A 12,561-nucleotide genomic window follows, 5' to 3' on the forward strand; every position below is an offset into this window, starting at 1 on the left:
ATATCCAGTGACGATCAGTGGTGAAAGTGGGCGATCCTCGCGTGTCCCCGAAGGCTGAGTCAGAGTCGATCAGCGCAGCAAGTTCTGTGTTCGGCGCCAACGAATGGCTCGTCGACGAGCTCTACGAGCAATACCTCAAGGACAAGAACGCGGTCGACCCCGCGTGGTGGGAGTTCTTCGCGGACTACCGTCCCGGGGACAAGGCGAGCGAGGTGAACGGGAGCAGCACGCCTGCCGCCCCCGCCGCCCCCGTCGCCGGGACCACGACGCAGCCCGTCGCGACCCCGGCCCCCGCGGTCCAGATCCCGGCGAACGCACCGGCAACGCCGCCGGCCCGTACGGCCGCCGTCCCCGCGACCGACGGCTCGGCCGCCGGCGAGTCGGCGCAGCGCCCCAAGTCCCCCGTGGTCCCCGCCGACCCGACCGTCAACGCCGCGATCGCGGCCGTGAAGGCCAACCGCCCGGTCGCGACCGCACAGCCGGCGACGGCCCCGTACGCCGCGGTCGCCGCAGCGAAGTCGAAGTCCGACACGCCCGACGCCGCGGACGACGTCCAGAAGCTGCGCGGCCCCGCCGCGCGCGTCGTCGTGAACATGGAGGCGAGCCTCGAGGTCCCCACGGCGACCTCCGTGCGCGCCGTGCCGGCCAAGCTCATGGTCGACAACCGCATCGTGATCAACAACCACCTCGCCCGTGGGCGCGGCGGCAAGATCTCGTTCACGCACCTCATCGGGTACGCGCTCGTCGAGGCCCTCGGCGAGATGCCGGCCATGAACGCGAGCTACACGCAGCTCGACGGCAAGCCTGCGGTGAACAACCCGGCGCACGTCAACTTCGGTCTCGCGATCGACCTCGCCAAGCCGGACGGCACCCGCCAGCTCCTCGTGCCGAGCGTCAAGAAGGCCGAGCAGATGGACTTCGCCCAGTTCTGGGCGGCCTACGAGGACCTGGTCCGCCGGGCTCGTGGCAACAAGCTCACGGTCGACGACTTCGCCGGCACCACGATCTCGCTCACCAACCCCGGTGGCATCGGCACCGTGCACTCGGTCCCGCGCCTCATGCAGGGCCAGGGCACGATCATCGGCGTCGGCGCCATGGACTACCCCGCGGAGTTCGCGGGCGCCTCGGTCGAGCAGCTCGCGCGCCTCGGCGTCTCGAAGGTCCTGACGATCACGTCGACCTACGACCACCGCATCATCCAGGGCGCCCAGTCCGGCGAGTTCCTGCGCATCCTCGGCACCAAGCTGATCGGTGAGGACGGGTTCTACGACCGCGTCTTCGCTGCGCTGCGCATCCCCTACGAGCCGGTCCGCTGGACCCGCGACAACACGACGGACGCCGAGATCGAGGCCGCCAAGCCCGCCAAGATCGCCGAGCTCATCCACTCGTTCCGCTCGCGCGGCCACCTCATGGCGGACACCGACCCGCTCGCCTACCGCCAGCGCAAGCACCCGGACCTCGACGTCCAGACCCACGACCTCACGCTGTGGGACCTGGACCGCACCTTCCCCACGGGCGGGTTCGGCGGCAAGACCAAGTCGACGCTGCGCGACATCCTCGGCCTGCTGCGCGACTCGTACTGCCGCTCGATCGGCATCGAGTACATGCACCTCGCGGACCGCGCCCAGCGCCGCTGGCTCCAGGAACGCCTCGAGTCCGGGTACGCCCGCACCCCGCGCGAGGACCAGCTGCGGATCCTGCGCCGCCTGAACTCCGCAGAGGCCTTCGAGACCTTCCTGCAGACCAAGTTCGTCGGCCAGAAGCGCTTCTCGCTCGAGGGTGGCGAGTCCGTCATCCCGCTGCTCGACGCGGTGCTGTCCAAGGCGGCCGACGGCGGCCTCGACGAGGTCTGCATCGGCATGGCGCACCGTGGCCGCCTCAACGTCCTCGCGAACATCGCGGGCAAGAGCTACGCGCAGATCTTCGCGGAGTTCGAGGGCAACCAGGACCCCAAGAGCGTCCAGGGCTCGGGCGACGTCAAGTACCACCTCGGCACCGAGGGCACGTTCTCGGCCGAGTCGGGTGCGCAGACGCGCGTCTACCTCGCGGCCAACCCCTCGCACCTCGAGGCGGTCGACCCGGTGCTCGAGGGCATCGTGCGCGCCAAGCAGGACCGCATCGACCTGGGCGGCGACGGGTTCTCCGTCCTGCCGATCCTCATCCACGGCGACGCGGCCTTCGCGGGCCAGGGCGTGGTCCCCGAGGTCCTGAACCTCGCGCAGCTGCGCGGGTACCGCACGGGCGGAACGATCCACGTCATCATCAACAACCAGGTCGGCTTCACCACGGGCCCGTCCTCGTCGCGCTCGACGCTCTACTCGACCGACGTCGCCAAGGGCTACCAGGTCCCGATCTTCCACGTGAACGGTGACGACCCGGAGGCGTGCGTGCGCGTCGCCGAGCTCGCCTTCGCGTTCCGCGAGCAGTTCGACCGCGACGTGATCATCGACATGATCTGCTACCGCCGCCGCGGGCACAACGAGGGCGACGACCCCTCGATGACGCAGCCGCTCATGTACAACCTGATCGAGGCCAAGCGCTCGGTGCGCAAGCTCTACACCGAGAACCTCGTCGCACGCGGCGACATCACGCTCGAGGAGGCCGAGCACGTCCTGCAGGACTACCAGGCCCAGCTCGAGCGCGTCTTCACCGAGACCAAGGAGGGCGGCTTCACCCCGTCGCCCGCGACCGAGCCCGTCGCGGGCCTGGAGCGTCCTGAGTCCCAGCGTGAGGACGCCGGCACGATGGTCGGGTGGAAGACCGCGATCGACCAGTCGATCATCGAGCGCGTGGGTCAGGTGCACGTCTCGCCGCCCGAGGGCTTCACGGTCCACCCCAAGCTGGCTCAGCTCCTCGAGAAGCGCAACCAGATGTCCGCCAACGGCGGCATCGACTGGGGCTACGGCGAGCTGCTCGCCTTCGGCTCGCTGCTCGTGGAGGGCACGCCCGTGCGCCTCGCCGGGCAGGACTCGCGTCGCGGCACGTTCGTGCAGCGCCACGCCGTCCTGCACGACCGCGAGACGGGTGCCGAGTGGACCCCGCTGCTGTACCTGTCGGCGGACCAGGCGAAGTTCTGGGTCTACGACTCCTCGCTGAGCGAGTACGCGGCCCTCGGCTTCGAGTACGGCTACTCGGTCGAGCGTCCTGACGCCCTGGTGCTGTGGGAGGCGCAGTTCGGCGACTTCGTCAACGGCGCACAGACCGTCATCGACGAGTTCATCTCCTCGGCCGAGCAGAAGTGGGGCCAGAACTCCTCGGTCGTCATGCTGCTGCCGCACGGCTACGAGGGGCAGGGGCCGGACCACTCGTCGGCGCGTATCGAGCGCTTCCTGCAGATGTGCGCCGAGAACAACCTCACGGTCGCGCAGCCCTCCACGCCGGCGTCGTACTTCCACCTGCTGCGTCAGCAGGCGTACGCCCGCCCGCGTCGTCCGCTCGTGGTGTTCACGCCCAAGCAGCTGCTGCGTCTCAAGGCGGCCGCGTCCGGGGTCGAGGACTTCACGACCGGCACGTTCCAGCCGGTGCTCGGGGACCCGACGGCGAACCCCGCGTCCGTGGACCGCGTCCTGCTCTGCACGGGCCGCGTCTACTACGACCTGGTCGCCGAGCGCGCCAAGCGTGGGGACGACAAGACGGCCATCGTCCGCCTCGAGCAGCTCTACCCGCTCGACGTGGACGGCATCCGCCGGGAGCTCGCCAAGTACGCGGGCGCCGAGGTCGTGTGGGTCCAGGACGAGCCGGAGAACCAGGGTGCGTGGTCGTTCGTCCACGTGAACCTGCCCGAGGACCTGCCTCGCGTCCGGGTCGTCTCACGCCCCGCGTCGGCCTCGACCGCTGCCGGTACGGCCAAGAAGCACCAGGCACAGCAGGCCGTCCTCCTCGAGCAGGCGTTCGCCCGCTGAGCAGGACCCGCACGCTGAGCCCCTGAGGGCTACGACGAAGGCCGCCTCCCTAGACGGGAGGCGGCCTTCGTCGTGCGCGCGGGAGGTCTACCAGCGGCCGTGGACCTGCTCGCGCAGGTAGCGGTCGTAGATCTCCCGGACGCCCGACGCGAAGAGGGGGCCGAGCACCTCCGCGGAGCCGGCCTCGGCGTTGGCGCGGGCCTGGTCGACGTTGCGGGCCCCCGGGATCACGGTCGAGACACCGGGCTGCTGCCAGATCCAGGCGATCGCGGCCTGGGCCGGGGTCACGTCGGGTCCGAGCACGTCGTGCACGAGCGCGGTGAACTCCCCCGCCGCGGTGAGGCCGGTCGCGAAGTCGACCCCGGAGAAGGTCTCGCCGACGTCGAACGCGGAGCCGTCGCGGTTGAAGCTCCGGTGGTCGTTCTCGGCGAACGTCGTCTCGCGCGTGTACTTCCCGGACAGCAGGCCCGACGCCAGCGGGACGCGGGCGATGATCCCCACCCCTGCCTCGGAGGCCGCGGGGAGCACCTCGTCGAGGGGCTTGAGCCGGAACGCGTTGAGGATGATCTGGACCGTCGCGACGCCGGGGCGCGCGATGGCCGCGAGCGCCTCGTCGACGGTCTCGACGCTCACGCCGTAGGCCGCGACGGCCCCCTCGGCCACGAGCGTGTCGAGCGCGTCGTACACCTCGTCGTCGTCGACGACCGACGACGGCGGGCAGTGGAGCTGGACGAGGTCGAGCCGGTCGGTGCGGAGGTTGCGGCGCGAACGGTCCGTCCACTCGCGGAAGTTCGCGAGCGTGTAGCTCGCGGGCTCCTGCGGGGCTCGTCGGCCCATCTTGGTCGCGACCGTGATGCCTGCGCCGGGGTTGTCCGCGAGGTAGGACCCGATGATCTCCTCGCTGCGGCCGTCGCCGTAGACGTCGGCGGTGTCGAAGAACGTCACGCCCGACTCGGCCGAGGCGTCGAGCACGGCGCGGGCGTCGGCCTCGCTGACCTCACCCCAGTCCGCCCCGAGCTGCCAGGTGCCGAGCCCGACGACCGAGACCAGTCGTCCGGTGCGTCCGAGCACTCGTCGTTCCATGTGTTCCTCCTCGTCCTGCGGGTGGTGCTCCCGCTCCCGGAAGGACCGGGTACGGTGCGTCGCTGGGCCGTGCCCCCGAGAGGGTGGCGCAACCGGGTTCTACTGTCCCTGCTCGACGGGCGTTCCGCACCCAGTAACGTGTGTGATCGTGAACATCCACCCGCCCTCCGGTTCCCAGATCCACATCGAGCACGGTGACCACCGTGCCACGCTCACGGAGGTCGGTGCGACCGTCCGGACGTACTCGGTCGCCGGGCGGGACGTCTTCACCCCTTTCGGCGAGGACGAGATCGCCCCCGCGTCGCACGGGGCCGTGCTGCTGCCCTGGCCCAACCGCCTGCGCGACGGGCAGTACACGTTCGACGGGATCGAGCACCAGCTCCCGGTCACCGAGGTGCCGCGGAGCACTGCCATCCACGGCCTGGTGTGCTGGGAGCGCTGGGACGTCGTCGAGCAGTCCCCCTCGGCCGTGACCTTCGAGCTGCACCTCGTCCCCACGCCCGGCTACCCGTTCGCCCTCGTGGCCCGCGTCACGTACGCGCTGAGCGACGCGGGGCTGCGCGTCACGGCCCGCACGACGAACGTGGGCACGACCGACGCACCCTACGGCGTCGGGTTCCACCCGTGGCTGTCCCCGGGCGACGCATCGGTCGACGAGTGCACGCTGCGCCTCGACGCGCGCACGCGCGTCACCACGGACGAACGGCTGCTGCCGACGGGCACCGAGCCCGCGGCGGGCGACTACGACCTGCGTGAGCCCCGCCTGCTCGCGGGCATCGACCTCGACGACGCGTACGTCGACGTCCTGCGGGACGAGGACGACCTGTCCTGGATGCGCCTGGCCGCTCCCGACGGCCGCACGGCAGCGGTGTGGATGGACCCCTCGATGGGCACGTGGCAGGTGTGCACCGGCGACCACGTCTCGGCGGCCGGGTACCGGCGCACGGGGGTCGCGGCCGAGCCCATGAGCTGCGTCGCGGACGCGTTCCGGACGGGCGAGCGCCTCGTCCGGCTCGCCCCCGGGGCCTCGCACGAGGCCGTGTGGGGTGCGACGCTCCTCTGACGCGATGCCGCCCGACCGGCCGGACATCCCGCACGGGAGCCCGGTCGTGACAGACAATGGTGCGCGAGCGAACGAGGAGCACATCACCGTGGGAGAACCTGAAGTACGGATCTGCGTGGTCGGCGACGAGCTGAGCGCGGGCGTCGGCGACGCCAAGGGCCTCGGCTGGGCCGGGCGCGTGGTCGCGCGCACCCGTTTCCCGGGGACGGCGATGATCTTTCCTCTCGCGATCCCGGGCGAGACGACGACGGCGATGAGCCAGCGCTGGGACGCCGAGACGACCAGGCGTTTCGACCACGACCCCGAGGCCGACAACCGGCTCGTCCTCGCCCTGGGCCGTCACGACCTCGACGCGGGCCTGTCGGTCGCGCGGTCGCGCCTGAACCTGGCGAACGTCCTGGACGTGGCCGAGCACCGTCGTCTGCCGACGTTCGTCGTCGGCCCGCCGCCGGGCCGTCCCGAGGACAACGACCGGGTCGCCGAGCTCTCGGCGGCCTTCGCGGACGTGGCCAACCGGCGGCGCGTCCCGTACGTCGACACGTTCACGCCCCTGGTCACGCACGAGCAGTGGCTCGCGGACCTCGCGACGAGCGGCGGCGGGTACCCGGGCCAGGCGGGTTACGGCCTCATGGCCTGGCTCGTCCTGCACACGGGCTGGCACGCGTGGCTCGGCCTGCCCGACGACGTCACGTAGGCCGGGCGTCCGGCCCGCCGAGGGCGACGCTCCCGCCCGCCGAGGGTGACCGGACCGGGCTGATGCGACGACAGCGGCCTGCGGCCGCCCCGTGCAGGGGCGACCGCAGGCCGCTGTCACGTCTCCGGGCGCAGGCCGCCCGGTGTCGTCAGCCCCGCGAGACCGTGAGGTTGCCCGAGACCGTGCTGACCGACACGTAGGCGCCGCTCGTGCCCTCGGAGTGGTCCACGGACGTGGTGCGGGACTGCGCGCTGGGGACGGGGGCGCCGTCGAGCACGACCTTGCCCGTGACCGCGCGCGCCTTGAGGTTGACCCCCGCGCCCTCGCTCAGTCGCAGCGTGACGTCGCCCGAGACGGTCTTAGCGGTCACGAGAGGTGTCGTCTCGCGGGCCTCCACGACCACGTCCCCGGTGACCGTGCTGATCGTGACCCGTCCGAGCGCGCCCTCGGCCTCGACGCGGCCCGAGGCGGTGCCGACCTTGACGTCCCCGTCGTGCGTGGTGACGGCGACGCGGCCCGCGACGGTCTTGACCGAGAGCGGACCCACGGTGTCGGTCACGGTGACCGCCCCGTCGGCAGTCGTGACCGACACGGGGGCGCGCGTCCCGCTGACGGTCGCCGCCGCACGCGCGGTCGCGATCTTGACGGGCAGGTGCGCCGGGAGCACGACCCGCAGTGTCGCGGTGTCCTTGTCCTTCAGTCCGCGCACCCGGTCCACGACGCCCTCGACGCCGTCGAAGTCGTACGCGATCTTCAGCTCGCCCGCGTGCGTGGTGACCCGCAGGGGCCGGGGGCTCACGTCGGTCACGTCGACGGTCGCGCCGGACTCGCGGCTCGGGTCGCTCACGACCTCGACCGCCCCGTTGTTCAGGCCCACGACGAGCGACGCCACGTCGGCGACCTCGATCTGCTGCGGTGCTGCGATGACCCAGGACTCGGTTCCCATGTCGTTCTCCTTCGTCGTCTGCGTGTGGTGCTGGTTCGTGTCGTGCTGGTTCGTGTCGTGCTGGTTCGTGTCGTGCGGGCAGTACCGGTCGGCCGGGCCCTCCGCCGCGGGGCCGCCGGTCACGGCAGCGTCCCCCGGACCGCCCGCCGGGCGGAGTCCAGGACCGTCCGCAGCGTCTCGAGCGTCAGCTCGGTGACCGCGCTGCTCGCGTCGGCTCGCCGGAGGTCGGCGCGGACGTCGTCGCGGAACCGCTGCACCATGGCCTCGGCCTCGACACGGCGGGCGTAGGACTCGCCGCGGCGAGGGTCCGGGGTGGCGGCGGGTCGCGGGCGGACACGCGCCTCCTGGGCCGCGGCCGCGAGCTCGGCGCGCAGCCCCTGCATCGAGCCCTCGATGTCGGCGCGCAGGGCGTGCGCCCGGGTGCGCACGGTCTGGGCGATCCCGTCCTCGAGCGCCGCGACGTCCGCCCGGCGGGCCGCGACCTCGGCCCTCCCGGCGGGCGTGAGCTCGTACGTGGACTTGCGGGCGCTGTCGCTGCGCCGCACGAGGCCCTCCCCCTCGAGCCGGGCGAGGCGCGGGTAGATGGTGCCGGCGCTGGGGCGGTAGGTCCCCCCGAAGCGGTCGCTCAGCTCGGTCATGAGCTCGTAGCCGTGCTTGGGCCCGGACTCGAGCAGCGCGAGGAGGTAGAGCCGGAGCTCTCCGTGGGCGAAGACGGAGGCCATCAGCGGTCCGCCGGTCCGTCCGCGGGCCCGCCGCCGGTCCACGTCGCCCGGCTGTCCGCCGTGCCCCACGGGGCGCCGTAGCCCGGGTACGCGTCGGTCGGGGCGTCGTCGTACGACCACGGGTGGGCGCCCGTGCCGGTGGCCTGACCGGCGGGACCGTCCCACGCGGCGGCGTCCGCGGGCTCGCCGCGCAGCACCGTGACGTTCCCCGAGACCGAGTTGACCTGGAGCTTCTTTCCCGGGGTCCCGGACGGGCCGGCCTGGCGGTAGGCGCCGCCGGGCGTGCCGCGGTGCTCGACGCCGTCGACCACGAGACGACCGCTCACGCAGCGCAGCGTGTAGTCGAGGCCGTCGGGCTCGGGGACGCGCACCAGGACGTCGGCCGAGACCGCGTTGACGTTCATCACGTCGGGCGTGGCGCTCGAGTCGAGCGTGACGTTCCCGGAGACGGTGTTGAGCTTGACGTCGGTCAGCGCCCCGGAGGCCGTGAGGTCGCCCGAGACGGAGTCCATGACGAGGGTGCCCACGTGGTCGCGGACCGTGACCTCGCCCGAGACCGTGTCGACGCGGACCGCGCCTGTCGTCTGCGTCGTCATGACCGAACCGCCGACCGTGGCGACCGAGACCTTCGCCTGGGTGCCGGCGACGAGGCCGTCGCCGCGCACGGTCGCGAGCTTGACCCGCACGTGTGCGGGCACGCCGACGTAGACGTCCGCGCGGTCCTTGCCGCGGTAGTTGCGGAACGAGTCGAGGAAGCCCTGCCAGCCGCCCGTGGGCGAGTACCCGACCGTGAGGCGGTCGCCGTCGAGACGCACCTCGAGCGGGCGCCCCTCGATCGAGTGGACCTCGACGCGGACGCCGGGCTCGTCGTGCACCACGACGTCGATGCGTCCGTTGAGCAGGTTCGCGTCGAGGCGGGCCACGGGCCCGACGTCGATCGTCTGCGGACCGGTCACGGTCCAGTTCTCGGTCGCCATGTCTCTCCTCGCGTTCCTGCGGTGTCCCACCCGGTCCCATGAACGCGATGTATCGCGTTTCTGGTCACACGATATATCGCGTCTTGGACCAGGACAAGCCCCAGATGTGGGAACATGGAGCAGACAGAATCCGGCGTGAGGAGCAATCATGAGCAAGCGCGGACGCAAGCGTCGCAGCCGCAAGGGCAGCGCAGCGAACCACGGCAAGCGCCCCAACGCCTGATCACGAGCCCGCCAGGGCCGCGATCACGCGCCCTGCGGGCGAGTGCGACGAAAGGGCCCGTCCTCACCTCGGTGAGGACGGGCCCTTTCGACGTTCTCGGGAGGCGGCCCGCCACGGCCGCAGCCGACGGGACGCCGGCCCGCGCAGGAGCGGAGAGGTGCCCGACGGCGCCACTCCCCCGGACGGCGCGTCAGATGCCCTCGACGACCGTCGTCGTACGCAGTACGGTGAACTGCGCCTGGATGCGCAGCCGAAGCTCGACGGGAGCCTGCTCGTGGCACGAGCGGCGCACGAGCTGCTTGACCAGCTCCTCGGCGCTCAGCTCGGCCAGGCACGGCGAGCAGTGCGCGACGTGCGCACGCATGCGCACCTCGTCGTCGGAGGTCATCTCCGAGTCGAGGTACTCGTAGAGGTGCTTGAGCGCGTGCTCGCACTCGGTCTCACCCTCGGTCGAGTGGGGGATCGGCACGATGACCTCGTCCTGCGCCTCCGTGCCCACGTTCTGCTGACTCACGACTCACCTCCGGGGGTCTTGGCCCCCACCAGTCCTCGGTCCTTTGCGTAGTCGCTCAGGAGATCACGCAGCTGGTGCCGACCACGGTGGAGCCGCGACATCACGGTCCCGATCGGCGTGCCCATGATCTCGGCGATCTCCTTGTACGGGAAGCCCTCGACGTCCGCGTAGTACACGGCCATCCGGCGGTCCTCCGGCAGCTCCTGGAGAGCCTTCTTCACGTCGGAGTCCGGGAGCCGGTCCAACGCCTCGGCCTCGGCCGAGCGCAACCCCTGCGACGTGTGCGACGCCGCGCGGTGGATCTGCCAGTCCTCGACGTCCTCTGCCGCGGACTGCAGCGGCTCGCGCTGCTTCTTGCGGTAGTTGTTGATGAACGTGTTGGTGAGGATCCGGTAGAGCCACGCCTTGAGGTTGGTGTCCGGGCGGTACTGGTGGAACGCCGCGAACGCCTTGGTGAACGTCTCCTGGACCAGGTCCTCCGCGTCGGTCGGGTTGCGCGTCAGGCGCAGCGCCGCCGAGTAGAGCTGGTCGAGGTACACCAGCGCGTCGCGCTCGAAGCGCGCCGAACGGGCCGCGTCGTCCTCCGTGGAGGGGGCCCGGTGGGTGTCCTCGGCGTCATCGGCGCCCGAGAGGTCGCCTGCGCTGCTGCTGATCTGGTCCGTCATCGACAACGAGCCTAGTCCTCCTGCCGGTCGGGTGTCCGCCGAGAGCGCAGAAGGTGCGACCGCGCCGAACGGCACGACCTCGAGGCTCGGTGCGGCGGGGGCGCTGACGGCCGCTTCCGCTTCCAGTACACATGTCACGCTCAGCACAACCGCCGGGTGCCCCCTGGCATTCCCGCAGCCGCCTGATGCCGCGGGTCCCGCGCCTCCGCGGGGCGGGCGGAGGGTCAGGCGAGCCTGTGCTCAGTGAGGGGAGGCAACCATCGGGTGTACTCGGGCGCGATCCTCGCTAGCGTGACCGCATGACGACCACGACTCCCGACTCCCGGTTCCGCACCCTCCTGCGCGAGCAGGTCGGCCACGAGCTCGACGCCCATCAGCAGTACATCGCGATCGCCGTGTGGTTCGACGCGCACGACCTGCCCCAGCTCGCCGCGCACTTCTACCGCCAGTCGGTCGAGGAGCGCAACCACGCCATGATGATCGTCCAGTACCACCTCGACCGTGACCTGGAGATCTCGATCCCCGGCACGGGCGCGGTGCGCAACGACTTCGACTCGGTGCTCGAGCCTCTCCAGCTCGCGCTCGACCAGGAGAAGCAGGTCACCGACCAGATCGAGGCCATCTTCCGCGCGGCCCGCGAGGAGGGCGACGCCCTGGGCGAGCAGTTCCTGCTGTGGTTCCTCAAGGAGCAGGTCGAGGAGGTCGCGTCCGCCACGACGCTCCTGACGGTCGCCCGCCGCGCCGGCGAGAACCTGTTCGACCTCGAGAACTACGTGGCCCGCGAGACCATCGGGGACGGCGGAGAGTCCGCGGACGCCCCCGAGGCGGCCGGCGGAGCGCTCTGACCTGACGAGCTCACGGGCGGAGCCGGGCCGGTCCCGGCTCCGCCCTCGAACACCCCGCTCGCCGGCGCGTGCGACCCCGAGGGTGCACGCCCGGTGGCATGCTGAGCAGCGATGGGACAGGCTGGGTCGACCGGGGACGGCACCAGCGTCCCGGTGTCCGCCGCTCTCACCGGCACCCGCTCGACGAAGGAGACCCACCGATGCTGCTGCGTCACGTCGCGAGGCCCATGCTGGCCTCCTGGTTCATCTACGACGGCGTGCAGGCCGCCCTCAAGCCCGCGGAGCACGTGCGCGCCGCCCGGCGGGGCGTGAGCCTCGTCGGCCAGCAGCTCGGCGTCGAGGAGCCCCTCAGCGAGAAGCAGGTCTCGGCGCTCGTCCGCGCGCACGGCGCCGCGACCGCCGTGGCCGGGCTGTTCCTCGCGGTCGGCAAGGCCCCACGGACCGCGGCCCTCACGCTCGCGGCCCTGAGCGTCCCCCTCGCGGTCGTCAACCAGCCCTTCACCCCGAGCGACGTGCCTCGCGACGTGCGCACCCGCAAGTTCGTGGCCAACCTGGGCGCGATCGGCGCGGCTCTCATCGCCGGGGCCGACTACGAGGGTCGCCCCGGCGTCCGCTGGCGCGTCGACCGCGCCCGCAAGGACATCGACCTCGCCAAGAACGCCAAGCACCAGGTCGACGCGGCCAAGCACAAGGTCGAGTCCGTGACGGACAAGGCCACGCACGCCGTGACGGCGAGCACCCGGAAGGCGGGCAGGACGGCGCGACGCGCCGCGAGCTCGGCGACCGGTGCCGTCAAGGGCGCCGTCTCGCACTGACGGCACTAACGGCACGGACGGCGCGCCCGGCACGCCCGGCGCGGCCGACGCGTCGCTCACCGCAGCCCGACCACGACAGGTGAGCGACGCCGTCGGGCCGCGGACGGGCCCG

General features: G+C 71.8%; 12 protein-coding genes. 6 read left to right on the forward strand and 6 right to left on the reverse strand.

Annotation, left to right across the window (positions count from 1 at the left end; genetic code table 11):
* Nucleotides 1–41: 41 nt before the first annotated feature.
* Nucleotides 42–3,902 (forward strand): multifunctional oxoglutarate decarboxylase/oxoglutarate dehydrogenase thiamine pyrophosphate-binding subunit/dihydrolipoyllysine-residue succinyltransferase subunit, encoded by a 3,861-nt coding sequence (locus tag JOD48_RS14905; protein WP_191790811.1) that lies wholly within the window; start codon nucleotides 42–44, stop codon nucleotides 3,900–3,902.
* An 87-nt stretch (nucleotides 3,903–3,989) separates the two neighbouring features.
* On the opposite strand, the gene JOD48_RS14910 is transcribed toward JOD48_RS14905, so the two are convergent.
* Nucleotides 3,990–4,985 (reverse strand): aldo/keto reductase, encoded by a 996-nt coding sequence (locus JOD48_RS14910; protein WP_204809648.1) that lies wholly within the window; start codon nucleotides 4,983–4,985, stop codon nucleotides 3,990–3,992.
* Nucleotides 4,986–5,133: 148 nt separating this feature from the next.
* On the opposite strand from JOD48_RS14910, the gene JOD48_RS14915 reads away from it, so the two are divergent.
* Both JOD48_RS14915 and JOD48_RS14920 read left to right on the forward strand, forming a co-directional pair.
* On the forward strand, nucleotides 5,134–6,048 hold the full coding sequence (locus JOD48_RS14915; RefSeq protein ID WP_307824174.1) for an aldose 1-epimerase family protein: 915 nt from the start codon (nucleotides 5,134–5,136) through the stop codon (nucleotides 6,046–6,048).
* Nucleotides 6,049–6,136: 88 nt separating this feature from the next.
* The gene (locus JOD48_RS14920) at nucleotides 6,137–6,742 is read left to right on the forward strand and encodes a GDSL-type esterase/lipase family protein (protein ID WP_307824175.1); all 606 of its coding nucleotides are present in this window, start codon (nucleotides 6,137–6,139) and stop codon (nucleotides 6,740–6,742) included.
* 148 nt (nucleotides 6,743–6,890) lie between these two features.
* Here the strand turns inward: JOD48_RS14920 and JOD48_RS14925 are convergent, their stop codons facing one another.
* Genes JOD48_RS14925 through JOD48_RS14935 form a run of 3 tightly spaced genes read right to left on the reverse strand, consistent with a single transcriptional unit; the run spans nucleotide 6,891 to nucleotide 9,387 of the window.
* Nucleotides 6,891–7,811 carry a DUF4097 family beta strand repeat-containing protein gene (locus JOD48_RS14925; RefSeq protein ID WP_204809650.1) on the reverse strand — a complete coding sequence of 307 codons (921 nt, stop codon included), beginning with the start codon at nucleotides 7,809–7,811 and terminating at the stop codon, nucleotides 6,891–6,893.
* Nucleotides 7,808–8,410, reverse strand: coding sequence for a PadR family transcriptional regulator (locus JOD48_RS14930; RefSeq protein ID WP_191790816.1), 603 nt, complete (start codon nucleotides 8,408–8,410; stop codon nucleotides 7,808–7,810). Before JOD48_RS14930 ends, JOD48_RS14925 begins: the two co-directional genes overlap by 4 nt.
* Complete coding sequence (locus JOD48_RS14935; protein ID WP_204809651.1) at nucleotides 8,410–9,387, reverse strand: DUF4097 family beta strand repeat-containing protein; 978 nt, start codon at nucleotides 9,385–9,387, stop codon at nucleotides 8,410–8,412. The genes JOD48_RS14930 and JOD48_RS14935 overlap by 1 nt, the downstream gene beginning before the upstream one ends.
* A 148-nt stretch (nucleotides 9,388–9,535) precedes the next feature.
* Here JOD48_RS14935 and JOD48_RS20305 point away from each other — a divergent pair, with 148 nt between their 5' ends.
* Nucleotides 9,536–9,610 carry a 50S ribosomal protein bL37 gene (locus JOD48_RS20305; protein WP_156968370.1) on the forward strand — a complete coding sequence of 25 codons (75 nt, stop codon included), beginning with the start codon at nucleotides 9,536–9,538 and terminating at the stop codon, nucleotides 9,608–9,610.
* Between the two features lie 190 nt (nucleotides 9,611–9,800).
* On the opposite strand, the gene rsrA is transcribed toward JOD48_RS20305, so the two are convergent.
* Nucleotides 9,801–10,124 (reverse strand): mycothiol system anti-sigma-R factor, encoded by a 324-nt coding sequence (gene rsrA / locus JOD48_RS19610; protein ID WP_191790818.1) that lies wholly within the window; start codon nucleotides 10,122–10,124, stop codon nucleotides 9,801–9,803.
* Nucleotides 10,121–10,927: a sigma-70 family RNA polymerase sigma factor gene (locus JOD48_RS14945; protein WP_372440752.1), complete on the reverse strand. Its 807-nt coding sequence runs from the start codon at nucleotides 10,925–10,927 to the stop codon at nucleotides 10,121–10,123. Before JOD48_RS14945 ends, rsrA begins: the two co-directional genes overlap by 4 nt.
* Nucleotides 10,928–11,088: 161 nt before the next feature.
* Here JOD48_RS14945 and JOD48_RS14950 point away from each other — a divergent pair, with 161 nt between their 5' ends.
* Together JOD48_RS14950 and JOD48_RS14955 are read left to right on the forward strand one after the other, a co-directional pair.
* The gene (locus JOD48_RS14950) at nucleotides 11,089–11,634 is read left to right on the forward strand and encodes a ferritin (protein WP_191790819.1); all 546 of its coding nucleotides are present in this window, start codon (nucleotides 11,089–11,091) and stop codon (nucleotides 11,632–11,634) included.
* 200 nt (nucleotides 11,635–11,834) lie between these two features.
* Nucleotides 11,835–12,449, forward strand: a complete 615-nt coding sequence (locus tag JOD48_RS14955) for a DoxX family membrane protein (protein WP_191790820.1) — start codon at nucleotides 11,835–11,837, stop codon at nucleotides 12,447–12,449.
* Nucleotides 12,450–12,561 lie beyond the last annotated feature (112 nt).

The organism is Oerskovia paurometabola (assembly GCF_016907365.1).
Taxonomy (GTDB): Bacteria; Actinomycetota; Actinomycetes; order Actinomycetales; family Cellulomonadaceae; genus Oerskovia; species Oerskovia paurometabola.